The sequence below is a fragment of the Acidovorax sp. GW823-FHT01C06 genome (assembly GCF_058798375.1).
Genome location: NZ_JBXAKN010000001.1, coordinates 387,083 through 407,524 on the forward strand (window position 1 = coordinate 387,083; position 20,442 = coordinate 407,524).

The 20,442-nt window shown below is 66.8% G+C and carries 17 protein-coding genes; 10 read left to right on the plus strand and 7 right to left on the minus strand.

Features of this window, described 5'->3' with window-relative positions:
* Positions 1-23: 23 nt before the first annotated feature.
* The gene (locus AC1RCS_RS01820; RefSeq protein WP_218341341.1) at positions 24-1,010 is read right to left on the minus strand and encodes a Bug family tripartite tricarboxylate transporter substrate binding protein; all 987 of its coding nucleotides are present in this window, start codon (positions 1,008-1,010) and stop codon (positions 24-26) included.
* Between the two features lie 37 nt (positions 1,011-1,047).
* Positions 1,048-1,551 carry a 2,4'-dihydroxyacetophenone dioxygenase family protein gene (locus tag AC1RCS_RS01825; protein ID WP_218297358.1) on the minus strand — a complete coding sequence of 168 codons (504 nt, stop codon included), beginning with the start codon at positions 1,549-1,551 and terminating at the stop codon, positions 1,048-1,050.
* A gap of 101 nt (positions 1,552-1,652) precedes the next feature.
* On the opposite strand from AC1RCS_RS01825, the gene AC1RCS_RS01830 reads away from it, so the two are divergent.
* A complete protein-coding gene (locus AC1RCS_RS01830; RefSeq protein ID WP_218297357.1) occupies positions 1,653-2,657 on the plus strand; it encodes a LacI family DNA-binding transcriptional regulator in 1,005 nt (334 codons plus the stop codon).
* Between the two features lie 30 nt (positions 2,658-2,687).
* On the opposite strand, the gene AC1RCS_RS01835 is transcribed toward AC1RCS_RS01830, so the two are convergent.
* Positions 2,688-3,131 (minus strand): ester cyclase, encoded by a 444-nt coding sequence (locus AC1RCS_RS01835; protein WP_218297356.1) that lies wholly within the window; start codon positions 3,129-3,131, stop codon positions 2,688-2,690.
* Between the two features lie 234 nt (positions 3,132-3,365).
* On the opposite strand from AC1RCS_RS01835, the gene AC1RCS_RS01840 reads away from it, so the two are divergent.
* Positions 3,366-4,160, plus strand: a complete 795-nt coding sequence (locus AC1RCS_RS01840) for an SDR family NAD(P)-dependent oxidoreductase (protein WP_218297355.1) — start codon at positions 3,366-3,368, stop codon at positions 4,158-4,160.
* 137 nt (positions 4,161-4,297) lie between these two features.
* Positions 4,298-5,356 (plus strand): DMT family transporter, encoded by a 1,059-nt coding sequence (locus AC1RCS_RS01845; RefSeq protein ID WP_492245727.1) that lies wholly within the window; start codon positions 4,298-4,300, stop codon positions 5,354-5,356.
* A 138-nt stretch (positions 5,357-5,494) separates the two neighbouring features.
* Here the strand turns inward: AC1RCS_RS01845 and AC1RCS_RS01850 are convergent, their stop codons facing one another.
* From AC1RCS_RS01850 to AC1RCS_RS01860, 3 genes are read right to left on the minus strand one after another with little or no spacing between them, the layout of a single operon-like run.
* Positions 5,495-6,214, minus strand: a complete 720-nt coding sequence (locus AC1RCS_RS01850; RefSeq protein WP_492245726.1) for a glutamine amidotransferase — start codon at positions 6,212-6,214, stop codon at positions 5,495-5,497.
* Positions 6,211-7,026 carry a YggS family pyridoxal phosphate-dependent enzyme gene (locus tag AC1RCS_RS01855; protein WP_492245725.1) on the minus strand — a complete coding sequence of 272 codons (816 nt, stop codon included), beginning with the start codon at positions 7,024-7,026 and terminating at the stop codon, positions 6,211-6,213. The genes AC1RCS_RS01850 and AC1RCS_RS01855 overlap by 4 nt, the downstream gene beginning before the upstream one ends.
* On the minus strand, positions 7,019-8,284 hold the full coding sequence (locus tag AC1RCS_RS01860) for a benzoate/H(+) symporter BenE family transporter (protein WP_492245724.1): 1,266 nt from the start codon (positions 8,282-8,284) through the stop codon (positions 7,019-7,021). The genes AC1RCS_RS01855 and AC1RCS_RS01860 overlap by 8 nt, the downstream gene beginning before the upstream one ends.
* A 110-nt stretch (positions 8,285-8,394) precedes the next feature.
* On the opposite strand from AC1RCS_RS01860, the gene pdxR reads away from it, so the two are divergent.
* The gene (gene pdxR, locus AC1RCS_RS01865; protein WP_492245723.1) at positions 8,395-9,879 is read left to right on the plus strand and encodes a MocR-like pyridoxine biosynthesis transcription factor PdxR; all 1,485 of its coding nucleotides are present in this window, start codon (positions 8,395-8,397) and stop codon (positions 9,877-9,879) included.
* Between the two features lie 155 nt (positions 9,880-10,034).
* On the opposite strand, the gene AC1RCS_RS01870 is transcribed toward pdxR, so the two are convergent.
* Positions 10,035-10,244 carry a hypothetical protein gene (locus tag AC1RCS_RS01870; RefSeq protein WP_492245722.1) on the minus strand — a complete coding sequence of 70 codons (210 nt, stop codon included), beginning with the start codon at positions 10,242-10,244 and terminating at the stop codon, positions 10,035-10,037.
* Between the two features lie 440 nt (positions 10,245-10,684).
* Between AC1RCS_RS01870 and pgaA the strand changes: the two genes are divergently transcribed.
* Genes pgaA through AC1RCS_RS01900 form a run of 6 tightly spaced genes read left to right on the plus strand, consistent with a single transcriptional unit; the run spans position 10,685 to position 20,425 of the window.
* Positions 10,685-13,174, plus strand: a complete 2,490-nt coding sequence (gene pgaA / locus AC1RCS_RS01875) for a poly-beta-1,6 N-acetyl-D-glucosamine export porin PgaA (protein ID WP_492245721.1) — start codon at positions 10,685-10,687, stop codon at positions 13,172-13,174.
* Positions 13,174-15,270 carry a poly-beta-1,6-N-acetyl-D-glucosamine N-deacetylase PgaB gene (gene pgaB / locus AC1RCS_RS01880; RefSeq protein WP_492245720.1) on the plus strand — a complete coding sequence of 699 codons (2,097 nt, stop codon included), beginning with the start codon at positions 13,174-13,176 and terminating at the stop codon, positions 15,268-15,270. Before pgaA ends, pgaB begins: the two co-directional genes overlap by 1 nt.
* A complete protein-coding gene (pgaC, locus tag AC1RCS_RS01885) occupies positions 15,267-16,544 on the plus strand; it encodes a poly-beta-1,6-N-acetyl-D-glucosamine synthase (protein WP_218297347.1) in 1,278 nt (425 codons plus the stop codon). The genes pgaB and pgaC overlap by 4 nt, the downstream gene beginning before the upstream one ends.
* Positions 16,534-17,115: a poly-beta-1,6-N-acetyl-D-glucosamine biosynthesis protein PgaD gene (gene pgaD / locus AC1RCS_RS01890; RefSeq protein ID WP_218297346.1), complete on the plus strand. Its 582-nt coding sequence runs from the start codon at positions 16,534-16,536 to the stop codon at positions 17,113-17,115. Before pgaC ends, pgaD begins: the two co-directional genes overlap by 11 nt.
* 50 nt (positions 17,116-17,165) lie before the next feature.
* A complete protein-coding gene (locus AC1RCS_RS01895) occupies positions 17,166-19,070 on the plus strand; it encodes a sensor histidine kinase (RefSeq protein WP_492245719.1) in 1,905 nt (634 codons plus the stop codon).
* Positions 19,070-20,425: a sigma-54-dependent transcriptional regulator gene (locus AC1RCS_RS01900; protein ID WP_218297344.1), complete on the plus strand. Its 1,356-nt coding sequence runs from the start codon at positions 19,070-19,072 to the stop codon at positions 20,423-20,425. The genes AC1RCS_RS01895 and AC1RCS_RS01900 overlap by 1 nt, the downstream gene beginning before the upstream one ends.
* Positions 20,426-20,442 lie beyond the last annotated feature (17 nt).

Sequence of the window (20,442 nt, forward strand, 5' to 3'; positions counted from 1 at the left end):
CACGGATGACGACATGCGTGCACCTAGCCAATGTTCTGGCGCGTCACACCCGCTTCACGGGCAATCCGGGCCCACTGGGCGAACTCGTGGGAGATGACCTTCTTGAAGTCCTCCGGCCCGACGAATTCGGCGATGGCACCGAGCTCTTCGATGCGGCTCTTCACGGCCGCAAGGGCCATCGCCTTGCGCACCTCGTCGGCGATGGTGTGCACGGCATCGGCGGGGGTTCCGGGCGGCGCCATGATGCCCACCCAGAACTCCTTGGTCTCGTTGATGACCAGCCCTGCCTCGTCCATCGTGGGGACATCGCGCATCGCCGGCGATCGGTTCCTGGACATGACCGCCAGCGGCTTCAGGTGTGCGCGTGCCGATGAAATCAGTGGAACGGCGCCCATCATGGCATCCACCTGGCCAGCCATCAGCGCCTGAATAGCCGGAGCGCTGCCGGTAAACGGCACGTGCAGCATCTCCCTGGTGCCGGCGGCGCGGCCGAAGAGCATCATGGCGGCCTGGCCGGTGGTGCCCACGCCCCAGGTCGAGAAGCTCACTTGCTGGCGCTTGGCGAGCGCGATGAATTCGCCAACGTCCTTCACGTCCAGGTCCTTGCGCACGGCCAGCGCGAACGGCACGAAGCACAGCACGGCCACGGGGACGTGGCCTTCGGGGCGGAAGTTCGGATTGTTGAAGAAGTGCGGGTAGATGGTATGGGTGTCGCTGCTGGCGGCCAGCAGGTAGTGGCCGTCTCCTGGCGACTTGCTCAGAATGCCCGATGCCAGGGTTCCCGAGGCGCCAGGCTTGTTGTCCACCACGATGGGTTGGCCCAGGGCATTGCCGATGGCGTTGGAGATCAGTCGGGCAAAGATGTCGGAGTTGCCCCCCGCCTGGCCAGGAACAATCAATTGAATCGGCTTTTTCGCCGTCCATTTGGCTTGCGCCCATGACAGGGCAGGAGCAAACACCGAGGCGGCGACCGCCGCAGTGGTTTTCAGAACGTTTCTGCGCGACTTCATATCATGTCTCCTTTTGCGGTTGAAAATCAGGCCGGGATTATCTGTTTTTGTATCCGGCAGCCCTGGGTGAGATATATGCGGGTATGGAATGCCCTTGTGTCCTTGCATAATTCAATATCCCGTCTTCGATGGCCCCTGCATCGCGGACATTCATGAAGGCCTCGCCATCGAAATTCACATTGGCTCCGTGAACGACCATGAATCCTTCCGCCGGCTCCGGTGCGTCGTCAGGCACGCAAAAAGTGTGGATGGAGCCCGCCGGCTCATAGAGGTAGCTCCCGGCGGTCTGCGGGTTCTGGGGGTACTCGACGTAGTTCCATTGCCCCTTGGTGGTGAAAAAGTGCACCGTACCCGTGTGGAAGTGCTTTGGAAGCCTGGTGCCAGGGGCGAATTTCCCATAAAGCACCCATATTCCATTTTCCCGGTCGAGAAAGAGCGGAATGATTTCCGAGCCCGGTGCTCCGCCCGGGAAATAGTCCATGTTCCTGATATTGACCGTGAGCAGCTCATCTTGTGGGGTCAGCGAGGTGGGGGTTGCCATGGGGTATCCTGTCCGCGTTAATATGAAGAAACGTTTCCGCAAAAACTAAAAATAGGCGTAAAATTGCGGCGATTGAATGATTTGAACGGACGGCGGATTCGATGGCAGCAGTTAGCATTCACGATGTGGCTCGCGTGGCGGGCGTTTCGATCAGCACCGCATCTCGGGCCATGAACCGGGCGGGCCGTGTCAGTGAAGACACGGTGAAAAAGGTTCAGGAGGTTGCGGCGCGCCTGGGTTACCAGCCCAATGCGATTGCGCGGGCCATGCGTTCCAAGCAGAGCCATGCGGTGGGCGTTATCGTGAGCGACATCTCCAATCCGTTCTACGGCCGCCTGGTCAAGACACTCGAGCGCAGCCTGTCCGAAAGTGGCTACGCCTGCTTTGTCGCCAGTTCCAACAACGACATCTCGACCGAAGTCAACCTCGTGCGCCTGTTCAAGAGCCGAGAGGTCGACGGCATCATTCTTGGCCCGTGCCAAACCGACTCCATCGCGCACCTGGTGTCTGAAATCAAAGGCACGCCAACAATTCTGTTCGACCGCGATGGAGGAAACGCACTGAGTTCGGTGAAGGTCGACCACTACCAGGGCACGTGCTCCGCGATGCGCTATCTGATTGCCAGGGGCCACCGGCGCATCGCCCTTCTGACACCGGGCAGCCAGATCCAGCCCATCAAGGACCGGATCCGGGCCTATCAGGACTGCCTCGTGGAAGCGTCCATAGGCTTCGACCCCAGCTTGATTTGCCTGGCGGATTCGTCGATGAACTTTCCTCCCGAGCGGGCCCAGATGCTCCTGAACATGCCGGGAGAGCGGCCCACGGCCTTCCTGTGCCTGGGCACGAAGATTCTGGCGGGCGTCCTGGCCGCGATACGCAGCGCTCGGCGGGCCATCCCGAAAGACGTGAGCGTGATATCCATCGGCGACTCGGACTTCTCGGAACTGCACAGCCCGTCCATCACCTCGCTGGCCTGGGACATCAAGGCGTTGTCGGGCGACATCTCCTCGCTGCTGCTCTCCCAGATGCGAGACGAATCCACAGGCCCCCGTTCGGCCGTTGTGGAGATGCGGCTCATCGAGCGGGAGTCGTGCGCGACCATCTAGCGCGCCGGCCTGAAGGGGTGGGTGTTGCACCTACAGGAGCCCGAGTTGCTGAAGCTTGAGGTCCGGCGAGGTGTAGGGGCGCTCGCAGATGATTTTCGCCGAGCCCGGCTTGAACAGGAACGTGGCCGCCATGCGCACCTTGAAGCTCTTGCCGGTCGGCGCAAACGTCCTGTCGCGCACGCGGAACTCGCCCAGGTGAGTTCCGAAAAGGAAGAACTCCACCAGCACGGTGTTCTGTGCATCGTCGGCGGCGATGGCGATGACTTCGTTGGCTTGGTCCGGGAAGGCCTGGCGCGAAGCGTGGAAGTAGGCGCGAACCTGCTCTTCGCCGTCGTAGACAGCGCCATTGCCATACATCTCATACCGCGGGTGCTCGAAGGTGTCGATGACACCGTCCCAGTCCTGGGTGCACTCCAGCGCCATGTGGTCTCGCACGGTCTGGATGCGCGCCTGGCGCAACTCTTCGTTGGTCATGGGTCCTTTTCCTTGTTGTGGAAACGTTTGCGCTATTTTGCGCAGATTCTGCCAAAGGGTTGACCGGGGTTTACCCTGCCATGCCGACAGGTGTTGATTTCTGAAATTCCCCTAAGGCAATAGGCCCGTTGCACAAATTCACCCAGCGAGCCGCGAGACCGTGGGGTTATCCCCATCCGCTCCATGACGAGGTTGGCATAGCATGAGAGGAAACGTTTCCTCACAGGATGGGCTATGAAACTGAAAGACAAGGTGGTGCTCGTCACGGGTGCCGGTACCCTGCGCAAGGACTTCACGGACGCAGGGCAGGTGGGCAATGGGACCGCGTGTGCGCTCACCTTCGCGCGGGAAGGCGCGATCGTGGTTTGTGCAGACCGCTCGCTGGACGCCGCCGGGCTCGCTGCAAAGATGATTCACGGGGAATCCGGCCGCGCCCAGGCCGTGCAGATGGACGTCACCGACACGGCGCAAGTGAACGATGTCGTGCGCCAGCTTCTGTCGCAGCACGGGCGCATCGACGTGTTGCACAACAACGTGGGCATTGAAATGCAGGGCGACCTCCTGGAGGTGAAGGATGAGGACTGGGACCGGGTCATGGAGATCAACCTTCGCGGAGCGATGGCCACGTCACGTGCTGTGGTGCCCGGGATGCGCGCCCGCAAGTCGGGCTCCATCATCAATGTCTCGTCCACGGCAAGCCTGAAGTGGAGTCCCATGCAGTTTCTGTCGTACAGCACGTCCAAAGCCGGCCTGAACCACATGACCCGTGTCATTGCCCGGCAATATGCCGCGGACCAGGTGCGTTGCAACTGCATCATCCCCGGCATGATCCGCACCCCCCATGCCGACGCTCTGTACGGCGGCGCGGAAGAGGCTGCAGCCGGCCACCGGGCCCGTGATGCGCGATGCCCGATGGGGCGCCAGGGTTCGCCCTGGGACATCGCCAAGGCCGCGCTGTTTCTTGCCTCGGACGATTCGTCCTACATCACCGGGGTCCAGTTGGTCGTCGATGGGGGCTCGAGCTTGTAGCCACACATGGCAGGCAAGGGCCAGCGCTGCGGGTGCGAACAGCGCCCTGGCCGGAGCTTTTTTGGAGGCGGGAAAGAAAGAAGAATGCCAGCAGGGCGGGGGCGCCGATCGGGCCGATGGGCAAGAATGGAGCGCTGATGAAAGATCCGACCCACACCCTTCCCGCCCTGCGGGGCGGCCTGCTTGCGTTGCTGGCGGCCGTCCTGTTTGGCATCAGCACGCCGCTGGTGCAGAAACTCGGCCTGGGCGTTGGCCCGTTCACCACGGCGGCGCTGCTCTATGCAGGCGCTGCCTTCATCGGCGCACTGCTGCGCCAGCCCGCCGAGCGGGAGGCGCGCCTGCGGCGTTCAGACTTTCCGCGCCTGCTGGCGATGGCCTTGCTGGGCGCCATCATCGGCCCCGTGGCCCTGGCCTGGGGTCTGCAGCGCACGAGCGGCACCGGCGCGTCGCTGATGCTGACCCTGGAGGCGCTGTTCACGGCCTTGCTGGCCTGGCGCCTCTACGGCGAAACCATGGACCGCAGAGTGGGACTGGCCGTGGCACTGCTGCTGGCCGGCGGGATCGCCCTCGTGCTGGACCAGGGGCAGAGCGGAAACAGCAGCCAGTTCTGGGGACTGATGGTCGTTGTGGGCGCCACGGCAGCCTGGGGCCTGGACAACACGCTGTCACGTGCGCTGGCGGAGCGTGACCCGGGGCAGGTCGTGGTGGCGAAGGCCGTGCTGGGCGTCACCGCCACGCTGGCGCTGGCCTGGCTGACGGACGAGCCCGCTCCCGCAGCGGGGCCCGCCCTGGGGCTTCTGGCCGTGGGTGCGAGCGGCTATGGCCTGAGCCTGCGTTTCTACCTGCTTGCACAGCGCGCGTTCGGGGCGGCACGCACGGGATCGGTATTTGCCTTTGCTCCGTTCATGGGCGCGGCGCTGGCGCTCATGCTGGGGGATCGCCCCGGGGGGTGGGGCATGCTGCCGGGGGGCGTGCTGATGCTGCTGGGGGTAGCCGTTCATTTGATGGAGTCGCATCACCACGAGCATGCGCACGAGTTCCTGGAACATGAGCACGCCCACACCCATGACGACGGTCACCATGGGCACGCCCATGAGCCCATGCCCGCGGGGCCGCACAGCCATGTGCACGTCCACGGTCCGGTGCGGCACCGCCACGCCCACGTGCCGGATGCCCATCATTCGCACAGGCACTGAGGGGCCCCGCAGCCCTCGGCGCATGCGACGGCGGCGTGCGTCCCGGGCCAGAAATGGGGCTATCCATTTCTGGCCCGGGGTCGGTCCAGGCCGGGCCGGTTCATGGCGGTCGAGATGCCGTGGAATGCCGGGTTTTTCTCACGGAGTCTCCTCCTGAAGGCCTGCCTCGATCCCGTCCAGCCAGGCGGTGAAAGCCGCCCGTGCCGCCAGCGGCAAACCGGGTTGCAAGGCTTGCGCTTCGGCGCGCAATGCGCGCGGATCGATGCCCGCCTGCGCGAGTTCGCAGGCATGGCCGACCAGCCATCGCTCGATCTGGCGGGGGTCGGCTTCCAGATGACATTGCAGCGCCAGCACGTGGCGTCCCATGCGGAAGGCCTGGTTGGCGCAGGTGGGTGTACCCGCCAGTCGCGTTGCCCCCTCGGGAATGTCGAAGCGGTCGCCATGCCAGTGCAGCACGGGCATGTGGGCCAGCGCCGCCAGCGGCGATGCCTCGCCTTCCGGGGTCAGCACCAGGGGCGCAAAGCCGATTTCCTTGATGCCCATGCTGGCAACACCCGCACCCAGCGCGCGGGCAATCAGCTGCGCGCCCAGGCAGATGCCCAGCAGCGGTCGCCGGCTTTGCAGCCGCTGACGCATCACCGCCAGCTCGTCGTGGATGAAGGGGTAGATGTGGTCATCGAAAGCGCCGATGGGGCCGCCCAGCACCACCAGCAGATCCGCCGCGGTCGTGTCCACGGCGTGCAGATCATCCGTGATGGCGTCCAGATAGCGCACGGCATAGCCACGCGCCGCCAGCAGCGGCTCGAGCGTGCCCAGGTCTTCAAAATGCAGATGGCGCAGGGCGATGGCGGTTTTCATGGACGTGGCTCCTGGGTGCTGGGCTCGTCGGGCCAGTAGTGGCTGTCGGGCAGGGGGCGGGCGCCAAAGATGGCCTGGCCGACACGCACCACCGTGGCGCCTTCCTCGATGGCGATCTCGAAATCGCCGGACATGCCCATGGACAGTTCCTCCAGGGCGATGTGGGCGGGCGCACTCTGGCGCAAGCGGTCGCGCAGAGTGCGCAGCAGAATGAAGCACTGCCGCACCCGCTCCGCCTCTGGCGAAAACAGCGCGAGCGTCATCAGCCCGCGCACGCGCAGCGCGGGGAAAGCGGGCAGCGCGCGCAGGAACGCCGGAACGTCCTCGGGCGACAGGCCGTACTTGCTGGCCTCGCCCGAGGTGTTGACCTGCACGAGCACATCCAGCGCGCGGCCCTCGGCCTGCAGGCGGCGCTCCAGCGCCTCGGCCACGCGCAGACTGTCCAGTGCCTGGAACTCGCTGGCGAAGCGTGCCACCAGCCTGGTCTTGTTCGTCTGCAGATGGCCGATGACCGACCAGCGCAGATCGGCCAGGTCCTGCATGGCTTCCCATTTGCCGAAGGCTTCCTGCACCTTGTTTTCACCCAGCAGGCGGCAACCCGCCGCGTAGGCCAGGCGCAGGCTGGACTCGGGCTTGGTCTTGCTCACCGGCAGCAGGCGCACCCCGGCCGGGTCGCGCCCCGCGCGGCGGCAGGCGGCATCCATGCGGGCGCGCACCGCCGCCAAGTTGCGCCGGAAGTCATCGACGGAAGCTGCCTGCGGATAGCGGCCATGCCGGCCGTGGCGGGTCTGGGTGTCCGGTGGCTCAAGCATTGGCCTGGTTCCTTTCCCTCTTGACGATCGCGGGCTCTGCGGCCGCTGCCGCGGTGGCGGGGCGCCCGCGGCGCGGCAGTGTGCCATTGAGCACGGCGTGCGCCGCCAGGCCCACCACCAGGCCCCAGAACGCACCACCGATGCCCAGCAGCGTGATATTGGCCGCCGCGGCCAGGAAGGTGATCAGCGACGCTTCACGGGTCTTGGCATCGGCCAGTGCGGTGGCCAAACTGCCGCCGATGGTGCCCAGCAGCGCCAGCCCCGCCAGCGTGGTGATGAAGGTTGCCGGGAATGCCATGAAGACAGCCGCCAGCGTCACGCCGAACACGCCCACGAGGATGTAGCACACGCCTGCGGCGATGCCCGCGATCCAGCGCTTGGACGGATCTTCGTGCGCCTCGCGGCCCGTGGCGATGGCTGCGGTGATGGCGGCGATGTTGAAGGCATGCGAACCGAACGGCGCCATCAGAAGCGAGCCGAGCCCGGTCAGCGCCACGATGGGATTGGCGCTGGTCCTGAACCCGTCATTGCGCAGCACCAGCATGCCGGGCATGTACTGGCCGGTCAGCGTGATGAGGAACAGCGGCAAGGCGACGCTCAGCAGCGCATTGAGCGAGAACGCCGGCATGGTGAAGACCGGGGCGGCGAGCTTCAAGCTCAGTCCCGACAGGTCCACCCGGTCCTGCATGAGCAGAAAGAGCAGGCCCAGCACCAGGATGCCCACGACGGCATAGCGTGCGCTGAAGCGCTTGAGCACCACATACGTCATGATCAGCAAGCCAGCCAGCACCGGATCGATGCCCATGCCGCCGAAAGCCTGGATGCCGAATTGCAGCAGGATGCCCGAGAGCAAGCCTGCGGCCACGCCAGGAGGAATCAGCCGGATCAAGCGCTCGAACCAGCCTGACAGCCCCAGCGCCACAAAGGCCGCGGCGGAGATCAGGTACGCGCCCACCGCTTCGGCATAGGGCGTGGTGGCCAGTGCAGTCACCAGGAACGCCGCTGCCGGCGTGGACCAGGCGGTAATGATCGGCTCGCGCGTCCGCCAGCTGAGCATGAGCCCCGTGACGCCCACGCCAATCGAAATCGACCACACCCACGATGCCGTCAGCTCCGGGCTCAGGCCTGCCACCCTGGCCGCCTGGAACACGAGAATGAAGGTACCGCCGTAGTTGACGATGACGGAAATGAGGCCCGCGACAATGGGATGGGCGAGATCGGACCAGCGGGAAGAGGAGGCGGGCGGTGGGGACGGCATGTGGGATCGGGGCTCCTGAAAGTGGCCCCATGGAGCGGGCCATGGTGCGGATTTATAGGCTTGAAATGGCATACTGTGCCCAGCCAATTTTTCGATGAGATACCGGCCAATTGTTCAAGCATGCGCAACTCGAATCCGTGAAAGCCTGGGTGCTCGATCCAGCGCATGGCGCTTTGCCCCTGCACGCGCGCATTCAGCGCGCCATCCGGCAACTCATCCTCGACGGTGCGCTGGAGGTGGGGGCGCCACTGCCTGCGTCGCGCGCACTGGCAAAGTCGCTGGGCCTGTCCCGCGACACGGTGGAGGCGGCATACAGCCAGCTGCATGCCGAGGGGTTTATCGAACGGCGCGTGGGCAGCGGCAGCTTCGTTTCGGAGAGGGCTCAGCGTTTGCGGGGGCGGGGCACGGGGCGGCGCCCTGCAGCACTGCGGGAACCTCTGCGGCTGAGCCAGCGCGGATCGGCCATGTTCCGCGGCGGTGGGGTGCGGGACTTCCTGGCTCCCCGCCCGTTCGCTCCCGGCGTGCCGGAAACGCGCGGCTTCCCGCTGGCCACCTGGGAGCGGCTGGAGCGGCAGGTGCTGAAGGACTGGGGCACCACGGCACTGCTGCACAGCCCACCGCAAGGGATGGAGCCGCTACGGCGTGCGATTGCGAACTACGTCAATCTCGAACGCGGCGCGCATGCCACGGCCGAGCGTGTGCTGGTGCTCACCAGCTCCCAGCAGGCCCTGACCCTGTGCGCTACCGTGCTGCTGGACGCTGGCGACCGCATCTTCGTTGAAGACCCCGTGTACCACGGCGCGCGCAAGGCGTTCGACGCCGCGGGGCTGGAATGTGTGCCCGTGCCGCTGGATGGGGAGGGAATGCGGGTGGAGCCTCTGCGCAAGGCGCGGCAACCGGGCAAGGCGGTGTTTCTCACGCCTTCGCATCAATTTCCGACCGGAGCCACCCTGGCGCTGGACCGGCGGCTGGACATCATCGAGTGGGCCCGGCAGCACCAGGCCTGGATCATCGAGGATGACTACGACAGCGAGTTCCATTACGCGGGCAAGCCCACGGCCTGCGTGCAGGGTCTGGACCCGAACCGGCGAACGATCTACATCGGCACATTCACCAAGTCGATGTTTCCGGGCTTGCGCATTGCCTTCATGGTGCTGCCGCCCGAACTCGTGGCTCCGATGACCGCCGCACGCACCCTGCTGGATGGGCACAGTGCGCCGATTCCGCAACTGACCCTGGCGCGCTTCATGGAGGGTGGCCATTTCGGGGCCCACGTGCGGACCATGCGTGCCGTCTATTGTGAGCGGCGCGATGCCCTGGAACTGCTCGTGCGCAGGCACCTGGCGGACTTCGTCGAGCCTGAAGTGCCGGACGGCGGCATGCAAATGCCCTGCCGGTTCATTCGCGACATTCCCGAGCTGGAAGCCATGGGCGCAGCGCAGCGTGCCGATATCGATCTGCTGGGACTGACGCCATTGCATGCAGCGGGCACGAGCCGGGCCGGATTCCTCATGGGGTTTGCCGCGTATGCGCCGAAGGAACTGGAGACCGCTGTGAAGAAGCTCGCGCAGGTGTTGCGCACGCTGGATCGTTGAAGGCGGCCGCCCAGTCCGTGGCTGGAAAGGTTTCGGATCCGTCGAGGTTGCTGCCGAAGCCCCATGGCCATTCTGTGGATGCGCAGCGCGGCCATCCACCCGCAGCGACACCCCCCAGCCGCAAGGCGCCCAGCGTATGGGGGCGGTCTGTCGGCTCATTGGCCGCCGGCACGGGCCGGACAAGCCCGGGGTTGTCTTTCCTTCAGGCACATGCCGCGTCCGGGGTGAACGCGGGCGCAGGGCATCACCGCGCGGCATGTGCGGATTTCCAGCCTCTCCGGTTTTCTGGGATGGATTTTCATCCAGGAATGCGGGAAAGGTGCCGCCATGGAAATGGAAATCTCTTTGAAATCAATGACTTCCAAGGATGGCGCCGTGTGGCACATGCGTTGCTAGATGGACATTCGTTGATCGGTTCATCGATTGCAGAAATGGATGCCGTGTGAACCATCTTCTTGCGTGATTTCAAGCCGCCATGAACAAGGCGGCTTCGTCCAACACAGGTTCAGGAACCCCCATCTCCATGCTGTCACACCCCAAGCCGCACGCCCCTCCACCCTGCCTCCACCCGTCTTGCCAGGCGGTCATCGGCGATGACGACGAGCGCCTGCGGCGTGCATGGGCGCCGCGCACTGCTGCCAAATTCCATCGATAGCCGGATTGCCGAGTGCCAGTCCTCCAACAAGACGGCGGATCGTTTGCCGCGGAACGGCCATCCGGGGCTGTCGGGGCAGTTCCGCTGCGGCATCGAGGGTGGTCAACGGCTTTCCCTCCCATCGCCTGCGCATTGATGCTGGGTGCCTCGGTGGCATTCGCGAACCCGGCGGACTCCACCCCAGCCGCCACGGACCGCAGTTCCATGGCCTATGACCCGCAGCGGCATGATGCCTTGATCCTGGCGCACCGCGGGGGGCATGTCCCCCCGGCCCAAGCGCTGCAGCAGTTGAAGGACTGGCTCGACGTGCCATTGAGCGACAGCGTGCGCCAGCGTCTGGTCTCCGACGCCGTCGTGATGGCGACCGCCGGCCGCCAGTTCGCCGAAGCCGTGACATTGGGACGCCAGCAAACCGCGGCGGGGTTGAGCGACTACGCGCTGGAGGCGCTCGCCGTGGCCGCGCGGCGCGTGCAGGACACCGCGCTGCAAGGCGACACCATCAGCATCTGGCGCGCGCGGCAGCCGCAGGCGCTCGGACCCCGCATCCACGAAGCTTTCTGGCGCCTCGACAGCGGAGATGTCGTGGGCGCGAAAACAATCAGCGAGGCGCTCATGCGGAAAGCGGTAGAGCACATCGAAGTCCGTGTCGCGCTGCTGGAGTTGCGCGCTGCCGTGGCCCGCGCCGAAGACCAGCCACTGATCGCGATGGCCGCCTACGCCGAGGCCGGTGCGCTGCGCCCCGAGCGCCTGGACATTCGCCGCGAGGCCGACTTTCTGCTCGCCGACAACGGCGCGGCGCCTACCGCCTTCGACGACGCCGAAGCAGCCGCAGGGAAAAACCCCGGCGCCTTTTCCGCGCTGGCGCTGTCCATGCTGCAACAGAAGGCACTGGCCCAGCGGCTGCGCTGGGCCCTCCAGGAGCGCGACCAACGCCGGGGCGTGGCGCGCGTGGTCGCACTCGACAAGGTGCTGGCCGACCAGGAGGCCGCCCTGGTCCGGCTCGAAGCCGCGGCGCAGCAGGCCCGCGGCGCGGACGCCGAGGCCTGGCGCGTGCTGCGCAGGAATCTTGAGTCCGATCGGCTGCTCGCGCTGGTGGAGCGTGGCCGTCCCGGGGACGCCGTCGCGCTCTACGAAACCCTGAGCTTGGCGGGCATCGACCTGTCGTTCCACGGACTCGCCGCGGCGGCCCGCGCTTTCGCGCAGGAGCGCCGTTCGGCCGAGGCCGTGCCCCTGTATGAAGCCGCCATCGCGAAGGGTGGGGCGGACGTGCCGATGCCGGGCGAAATCCACTTCGGTCTGGTCTATGCCTACCTGGACACCGGCCGCTTCGAACAGGCTGAAGCGCTGCTCAAGCGGCTCGAGGAGAGCACGCCGGCGCTCACGCGCCTGGCACCCGAACCTGGCCGGCCCAACAGCCAATACACCGAGGTGATTGGCATGCGTGCGCTGATGCAGCTTTACACCGACCGGCTCGCGCTTGCTCAGCAGAGCTTCACGGCGCTGACGCTGGACGCGCCGCTCAACGCGGGCTATGCCCTTGGCGCCAGCCTCACCGAGCGCTTGCGCGAACGCCCCGAGGCCGGGCTCGCGCGCCTTGAGGCGCAGATGGCGGACCATCCCGACGACATCGGCATGCGCGTCGGCCATGTCGAGGCGCTGCTCGGTGCGGGCTGGTTCGGCGAAGCCCGCCAGCGCGCCGCATCGCTGGTGGCCGATGTTCCCGACAGCCTGCAGGTGCGCGACATGGAACGCAAGCGCGATACCCTCACCGGTGCGCGGCTTGAGGTCGACGCCGCGGCGTCGCGTGGTGGCGCCGTGATCGCCAGCAGCGAGTGGCGCATCGACAGTCGGCTGAGTTCGGGACTCATCGCAGACCAGTGGCGCGTGTTCTACGACCAGTCGCTCGCCCAGGGCAGCACCGAGGCCGGCAACGCCAAAAGGGTCCGTGGTGGCCTCGGCCTGCGCTGGCAGCGCGGTCCCTGGGTGGCCGAAGGTGCTCTGCAGCATGCCGCTGCCGGCCCTTACCGCAACGGGGTGGCCGGTCGCGTCGATTACCGCGCCAGCGATGCCTGGCGGCTGTGGGCTGCCTACGATGGCGACAGCAAGGAACTGCCCTGGAAGGCGCGGGTAGCTGGCACAGGCGCGCGCGAGATGGCGGGCGGCGTGGGCCATGTGGTGAACGAGGCGCGCCGCTTCAACCTGCAGTGGCAGCGCCTGGATTTCAGCGACGGCAATGTGCGCAGCGGCCTGGGCCTGGGCTGGACCGAGCGCTGGGTCAGCACGCCGCGCGTCCAGGCCGAGACCCGGCTCGAGGCCGGCACGGGCCGTGGCCGCGTGCTGGACACGCCGTACTTCAACCCGCCGCGCGATGCCAGCGTGCGGCTTGCGGCGCGGGCCCAATGGCTCACGTGGAAGAGCGACGACCGGCAGTTCTTCCAGGCCATCGAGGTCGGTGGCGGCAACTATCACCAGCGCGGCTTCGGCAGCGGACCGCTGTGGAGCCTGCGCTATGAACACAGCTGGAGCCTGGGCCAGCGGCTCACGCTGCGCTACGGCCTGGGCATCGCCAGCCATCCCTACGACGGCGTGCGCGAACGACAGCGCAGCGTCTTTCTGAACTTCTCGATGCCCCTGCAGTGATGTCCGCAAAGAACACCTTCCCCTTCCTGCGGGCCGCCATGGCATGGCTGCTGATCGGGCTTGCGCTGTGCGCGCTGTCCCGGCTTGCGCCCGCCCAACCGCTGCCGCCGGCTGACCCCGACGATGGCGTGAGCTTTCGCGTGATCTCATTCCATGACGTGCGCACCGGCGTGCGCGCCAGTTTCGAGAGCTCGCCCGATGCCACCGCCATTGACGACCGCACGCTCGTGGAGGTGTTCGCCTGGCTGCAGTACAGCGGCTACCACCCGGTGAGCCTGCAGCAGATCATCGACGCGCGTGCGGGCGGCCGGCCCCTGCCCGTCCGGCCCGTGCTGTTGACCTTCGACGACGGCTACCGCAGCGCCTACACCAAGGTGTTTCCGCTGCTCAAGCGCTACGGGTACCCGGCGCTGTTCGCGCTGGTGACGAGCTGGCTCGAGGTGCCCGAAGGCCAGCCGGTGCACTGGGGCGACAAGCCGGCGCCACGCGAGAACTTCCTGCTCTGGCGCGAGGCCGCCGAAATGGCGCGCTCGGGCCTGGCCGAGTTCGCCAGCCACAGCGATGCCATGCACATGGGAATCCAGGCCAACCCGCAGGGGAACATGCTGGCGGCCGCCGCCACGCATCGCTACGATCCCGGGACCGGCCGCTACGAAGAAGATGCCGCCTACCGGCACCGCATCGAGACCGACCTGCGCCGCAGCCGGGAGATCATCGAGGCGCGCACCGGCGCCAGGGTCCGCGCCACCGTCTGGCCTTATGGCGCCTACAACGCGATGGCGCTGCGGGCCTCCGAGCGCGCGGGCATGCCGATCACCTTCACGCTGGACGATGGTCCCAATACGGCCGCCGTGCCGCTCGCACGCATCCGCCGCGCGCTGGCCGTCTACGACAATGCGGCGCCCGAATACGCCCAGCTCCTGCGCAGCCCTGCGGGCGGCGAGACGCGGCCTGTCAACCGCGTGATGCACGTGGACCTTGACTATGTGTACGACCCCGATCCGGGACAGCAGGAGCGCAACCTTTCGGCACTGATCGAGCGTGTGGCCGCCGTGCGGCCGCGCTCGGTGTTCCTGCAGGCCTACGCCGACCCCGATGGCGACGGCGTGGCCGATGCCATGTACTTCCCGAACCGCCATCTGCCCGTGCGCGCCGACCTGTTCGGCCGCGCTGCCTGGCAGCTGCGCAGCCGCGCCGGCGTGAAGGTCTATGCCTGGATGCCGGTGATGGCCTACCGTCTGCCGGCTTCGCATCCACTGTCTGCCCATACGGTGATGGCGCGGGGCGGCAAGGCGCCGGCCGACCGCTATCACCGGCTCACGCCCTTCCATCCGGCGGTGCGCACGCTGATCGGCGACATCTATGAAGACCTGGGCCGCTACACCTTCTTCGATGGCCTGCTGTTCCACGACGACGCAATGCTGGCCGACGACGAGGACGCCTCTCCCGACGCGCTGTCCGCCTACGCCCGCTGGGGCCTGCCGCCCGATGTGGGCGCAATCCAGGCCGATCCGGCGCTGCGGTCCCGCTGGACCACCGCCAAGACCCGCCACCTCATCGAGTTCACCCAGGAGCTCCTGGGCCGGGTGGGCGCCTGGCGGCCAACGCTCGAAACCGCGCGCAACCTGTACGCCCGGCCCGTGCTCGAACCCGAGGCGGAGCAATGGTTCGCGCAAAACTACGAAGCATCGCTCGCGGCCTACGACTATGTTGCGCTGATGGCCATGCCGCGCATGGAGCGCGAGAGCGATGCCCAGGGCTGGCTTGCCCGGCTGGCGCGCCGCGCAGCCGACACCCCCCGTGGCCTGGACGGCACCGTGTTCGAATTGCAGGCCCGCGACTGGCATACCGGAAAGCCCGTGCCCAACGACGAGCTCACGCGCCAGTGGGCGCAGCTGCAGCGCGCAGGCGTGCGGCACCTGGGCTACTACCCGGATGACTTTCTTGGCAACCATCCCTCGCTCGACACGGTGCGCCGCGCGATCTCGGTGCGCAAGCTGCTGCCGCGCGCGCTGCGCTCGCCGGCGGGTGCCGCGGCGACGGTCCCTCCACAGACGGCGCCTGCGGTGCCTGCGCAGGCCGGGGAATCCCGATGACCTCCGGCCCGTGGCTCGTCCAGGCGCTGCCCTCGCTGCTCTTCGGTTTCGTTTTCTACTACCCGTTCTTCATGGCATGGGTGTGGATGGCCGGCGGCCTTTCGCACGCGTGGGCGTTCGAACGCAAGGACGACGTAGAGACCGACCCTTTGCTGGCATTGCCCTCGCGGCCGTTCGTCACGGTGGTGGTCCCTTGTTTCAATGAGGCGCCTCACCTGCGAGAAGTGATCGAGCAGCTGATGCGCACGCGCTACCCGAACTATGAAGTGATCGCCGTCAATGATGGCAGCACCGATGGAACTGGCGAGCTGCTCGACGCGATGACGCTGGAGTTCAGCCGCCTGCGCGTGATCCACAACGCCAGCAACCAGGGCAAGGCCGTCGGCCTCAACACCGCGAGCCAGCTCGCGCGCGGCGAGTACATTCTCGGCATCGACGGGGACGCGCTGGTGGACCCCAACGCCATCGCCTGGATGCTGCGGCGCATGCTGGTCTCGGACCGCATTGGCGCCGTCACGGGCAACCCGCGCATCCGTACGCGCACCACGCTGCTCGGGCGCATGCAGGTGGGTGAGTTCTCCTCGATCATCGGTCTCATCAAGCGCTCGCAGCAGCTTGTCGGCACGCTGTTCACGGTGTCCGGCGTGCTCGCCATGTTCCGCCGCCGCGCGGTACTCGAGGTGGGCTTCTGGAGCCCCGATGTGCTCACCGAAGACATCGACATCAGCTGGAAGTTGCAGCTCCTTGGCTGGCGGCTGCGGTTCGAGCCGCGCGCGCTGTGCTGGATTCTGATGCCGGAAACCCTGCGCGGCCTCTGGAAACAACGCCTGCGCTGGGCGGTGGGCGGTATCCAGACCATGCTGCGCATCACGCCCTCCATCCTGCGTCTGCGCAGCTGGCGCCTGTGGCTCATCTATGGCGAATACATGGCGAGCGTGGTGTGGGCCTACGCGATGGCGATCGTGCTGCTGATCAGCGCGATGCGTCCGCTGCTGCCGCAGGAGTCGGTCTGGCACTCCACGCTTCTTCCGCACTGGCAAGGCACGCTGCTGGCCATGACCTGCATCCTGCAGATGCTGCTGAGCCTGTGGATCGACCGGCGCTACGACCGCGATCTCATGCGCTATTTCGCGGGAACGATTTGGTATCCGATCGCATTCTGGACCATCACGATGACCACCACCGTGGTCGCGCTTCCCAACGCTCTGATGCGCCGCCGCGGCAAGCGCGCTGTGTGGACGAGCCCCGACCGAGGAGTCTCCGATGTCTCATGAGCCTGACGACCATTCCCTGCCGCCCGCGCCGCACGCCGACGTGCGCCCACCGAGCCGGCGGCATTCCTGGGGGCAGCCAGTGGGCGAGGAGCCGATCATCGATGCCGCCCGGGTCTCGCTGCAGGCGTTCGGCGCGGGGCGGTCACCGCGGCGCACGCTCGCCATGTACCTCTGGCTGCGCGTGCTGCGCCCTGCGCTCACCCTCGCGATCTGGTTCTGTGCGGTCTGGTACGCTTGGCCCTATGTGCTCAATGCCCGCTCGCAGCCCGAAGTGCTACATCTGCTTGGCCTGTACGCGGCAGTGATCGCCGCGATCCTTGTATCGATGCTGGTGGTGGCACCGTGGCGCCGCCGCCAGCATGAACGCGAGGCGCCATCCACCCATGAGCCATCGTCGCTGTCCGCATTGGCCTCCTACATTGACGTGCCGCCCGCCCGCCTGTCGTCCTGGCAGCGCACGCGGCAGCTGCTGGTTCACCACGACCATGAAGGGCAGCTCAGGGATGCCACCGACACCACCCCCGGGGAGCTGGAGCCCGAGCCCCCTGCATCGCGCCGGGGACGGCGCTGATGGAAGAATGGGCCTGCGCCGTGCAGGCAGGTTGACCCCACGGATCGCCCATGACGACACCCCGCAATGCCTCTTCGCTGCGGGTCTTGCCTGCGGCGGATCCGGCGCGCGATGCATCCTCGGGCGATCTCTCGATACCCGCCCGGGCGGGCACGACGCTCCGCTGGCGGTGGCGCCACGTTGCCGTGCTGGCGGCATGCGCGCTGTGCGGCGCGGTCGCCTATGTGGCCTCCTTCACTTTCTATCGGGAAGAGCAGGCCCGGGGCGCCGCGAAACGCCTCGAGTTTGTCGTGCTCAGCCTGCAGGCGCTCGTCCATCGCAACGAAGCCCTGCCAGGCATCATCGGACTCAAGTCAACGCTTGGCTCGCTGCTGGACACGAACACGCTGGCGGCCCAGGCCGCCGCCAACGCGTATCTTGAAACAGTGGCGAAGGCCTCCGGCATTTCTGCCGTCTACCTGCTGGATGCCGGCGGGACGACGCTGGCTTCGAGCAACTGGAACCAGGTGCTGACCTTCGTTGGCGAGAACTATGCCTATCGGCCTTACTTCAAGGATGCGATGGCGGGCCGCACCGGGCGCTTCTACGGCATCGGATCCACCACCGGCGAAGCCGGCTACTTCCTGGCGGCCGGCGTGGTGGCGCCGGGCGGCGCCCGCGGTGTGATCGCGGTCAAGCTCTCGCTCGAAAAGTTCGAGGAAGCCATGCGGCAGAGCACCGACGTGGTGATCCTCACGGACCGCGAGGGCGTGGTCATTCTCAGCTCCGTTCCCGAGTGGCGGTACCGCACCGTCGCCGCGCTCGCACCGGCCGCGCGCGACCGCATCCGGCAATCGCGGCAGTATGGGGACCTGCCGCTGCTCGCGCTGCCCGGGCCGGGGCTGGATTTCACCCGGTCCCACGCAACGCTCGTGCGCGAAGGGGGCATCACGCACTACACCATGGCCACCCATGCGAGCGAAGATCTGGGTTGGCGTGCCGCACTTCTGGTGGACCAGGCACCCTCGCGCCGCGCCGCCGTCCTGGCCGCACTGGCCGCCGCCTCCGTCGTCGCCTTCCTGGGGGCGCTCACCATCGGCTTTCAGGAAGGCCGGTATCGTCGTGAGGAGATGCGCAAAGCCAAGCGCGCGCTGGTGGAAGCGAATGCCCGGCTTGAGCAGCGCATCATCGAGCGCACGGCGGATATCAGCCACGCCAATGCCTCGCTGGAACGCAAGATCGAAGAACTGCGCCGTACCGAGGCGATTCTTCATGAGACGCGGGACGGTGCGGTGCACGCGGGCAAGCTCGCCGTGCTCGGGCAGATGTCTGCGGGCATGGGCCACGAGCTCAGCCAGCCGCTCACCGCGCTGCGGACCCTGTCGGACAACGCGATCACGCTGCTTGACGGCGCGCGCCTGGAAGAGGTGCGCGAGAACCTTCACCTCATCAGCGAACTCACCGCCCGCATGGGGCGCATCATGGCGCTGCTCAAGGCCTTTGCCCGCGCCGACAGCACCAGCCTCGAACCCGTGGCCATGGACATGGCGATCCATCATGCGCTCATGCTCGTAGAGTCTCGGCGGTGCGAGGTGCGGGCGGATATCCTGGTCAGCTCAACGCTGGCGACCCGCCCGGTGCGGGCCGACGCCACCCGGCTCGAACAGGTGCTCGTGAACTTGATGCGCAACGCGCTCGACGCGGTCGAGTCCCGGGCGGAGCGCCTGGTGAGGGTGGCGGTCCGGCAAAAGGGGCGCCATGCCGTCATCTCCGTCAGCGACACGGGCGGCGGCATCGCGCCAGAGGCCATGCAACGGCTGTTCGAACCGTTCTACACCACCAAGCCCGCGGGCGCGGGGCTGGGTCTTGGGCTCGCCCTTTCGCAAAGCATCGTCGAGAGCTTCGGCGGGCGCATCGAAGCGCGCAACCTGGACCGGCAGGGCGCGCTCTTCACCATCACGCTGGAGGTCTATTGATGCCCGTGCCACCCATCCCTGCCGACGAAAGGCCGCGAGTTCTCCTCGTGGATGACGAGCCCGCCGTGCGGCGCGGCCTCGAGCAAGCCATGGTGCTTGCCGGCATCGCCGTGAAGGCGGTCGGCAGCGCGGAGGCCGCGCTGGATGTTTTCGAGGACGTGCAGCCGTGGGCCGTCGTGAGCGACGTCAAGTTGCCCGGCATGGATGGCCTGGAGCTGCTCAACAGATTGCGCCAGCATGATCGTGAAGTCGCGATGGTTCTCATCACCGGGCACGGGCACGTCGCCATGGCGGTGCAGGCAATGCGCGAAGGCGCCTACGACTTCATAGAGAAGCCGTTTTCCTCGGAAACGCTGGTCGGCGTCGTGCGCCGGGCCGTCGAGCGGCGCGTGCTGCTGGAAGAAAACCGGCGCCTGCGCGAGCGCTTGCCTTGCGAAGAGGGGCGTCCGCTCATTGGCCAGACACCCGCCATGCAGCGTGTCCGCCAGCTGGTTCGCGCACTGGCGGCGACCAACGTGGATGTCCTGATCGCCGGTGAGACGGGCGCGGGCAAGGAGGTCGTGGCAAGGGCGATTCATGCCGCCAGCGGCCGCAGCGGTCCCTTTGTTGCGCTCAACTGCAGCGCCCTGCCAGAGAGCGTCATCGAGAGTGAAATCTTCGGCCACGAGGTGGGTGCCTTCACCGGCGCCGCCAAGCGGCGCGTGGGGCGCATCGAGTTCGCCAACAAAGGCACATTGTTCCTCGATGAAATCGAGTCGATGCCGCTCTCCGTTCAACTGAAGCTGCTGCGGGTGCTGCAGGAGCGCGAGATCGAACGGCTGGGCAGCAATGTCTCCATACCCGTCGATTGCCGCGTGCTCGCCGCCGTCAAGGGGGACCTCAAGGCCATGACGGCGGCAGGCCGATTCCGCGAGGATTTGTTCTACCGGCTCAATGTGGTGACGATCGACGTCCCGCCATTGCGCGATCGCATGCCGGACATCCCGCTGCTCATGGCCCACTTCCTGCGCGAGTTCGCCCAACACCACGGCATGGCGCAACCGGAATGGAGCGATGACGACCTGCGCCGCTGGAAGGCCCACCGGTGGCCCGGCAATATCCGCGAGCTGCGCAACGTTGCTGAGAGGCTTTGCCTGGGCCTGCCCGACGGGCTTTCGCAAGCCGATCCGCCGCCGGTTTCTACGTCGCTCACCGCGCGCGTGGACGAAACAGAGGCCGCGCTGATACGTGAAGCGCTTCGCCAGGCACGGGGCCGCGTGGCCCAGGCCGCCGAGCAGCTCCATCTCCCCCGAAAGACGCTGTACGACAAGTTGCGCCGGCATGGCCTGGTGGCAAGAGACTTCCTGCGCGGCTAGGGTCCCGCTGCGCACGG

Bases quoted from the DNA above. Each gene is read 5' to 3' on its own strand.
- pgaD (WP_218297346.1), top strand. From the start codon at position 16,534: ATGTCTCATGAGCCTGACGACCATTCCCTGCCGCCCGCGCCGCACGCC.
- AC1RCS_RS01825 (WP_218297358.1), bottom strand. From the start codon at position 1,551: ATGGCAACCCCCACCTCGCTGACCCCACAAGATGAGCTGCTCACGGTC.
- pgaB (WP_492245720.1), top strand. From the start codon at position 13,174: ATGTCCGCAAAGAACACCTTCCCCTTCCTGCGGGCCGCCATGGCATGG.
- AC1RCS_RS01835 (WP_218297356.1), bottom strand. From the start codon at position 3,131: ATGACCAACGAAGAGTTGCGCCAGGCGCGCATCCAGACCGTGCGAGAC.
- AC1RCS_RS01900 (WP_218297344.1), top strand. From the start codon at position 19,070: ATGCCCGTGCCACCCATCCCTGCCGACGAAAGGCCGCGAGTTCTCCTC.
- AC1RCS_RS01860 (WP_492245724.1), bottom strand. From the start codon at position 8,284: ATGCCGTCCCCACCGCCCGCCTCCTCTTCCCGCTGGTCCGATCTCGCC.
- AC1RCS_RS01845 (WP_492245727.1), top strand. From the start codon at position 4,298: ATGAAAGATCCGACCCACACCCTTCCCGCCCTGCGGGGCGGCCTGCTT.
- AC1RCS_RS01855 (WP_492245725.1), bottom strand. From the start codon at position 7,026: ATGCTTGAGCCACCGGACACCCAGACCCGCCACGGCCGGCATGGCCGC.
- AC1RCS_RS01840 (WP_218297355.1), top strand. From the start codon at position 3,366: ATGAAACTGAAAGACAAGGTGGTGCTCGTCACGGGTGCCGGTACCCTG.
- pgaC (WP_218297347.1), top strand. From the start codon at position 15,267: ATGACCTCCGGCCCGTGGCTCGTCCAGGCGCTGCCCTCGCTGCTCTTC.
- AC1RCS_RS01830 (WP_218297357.1), top strand. From the start codon at position 1,653: ATGGCAGCAGTTAGCATTCACGATGTGGCTCGCGTGGCGGGCGTTTCG.
- AC1RCS_RS01820 (WP_218341341.1), bottom strand. From the start codon at position 1,010: ATGAAGTCGCGCAGAAACGTTCTGAAAACCACTGCGGCGGTCGCCGCC.
- AC1RCS_RS01850 (WP_492245726.1), bottom strand. From the start codon at position 6,214: ATGAAAACCGCCATCGCCCTGCGCCATCTGCATTTTGAAGACCTGGGC.
- AC1RCS_RS01895 (WP_492245719.1), top strand. From the start codon at position 17,166: ATGACGACACCCCGCAATGCCTCTTCGCTGCGGGTCTTGCCTGCGGCG.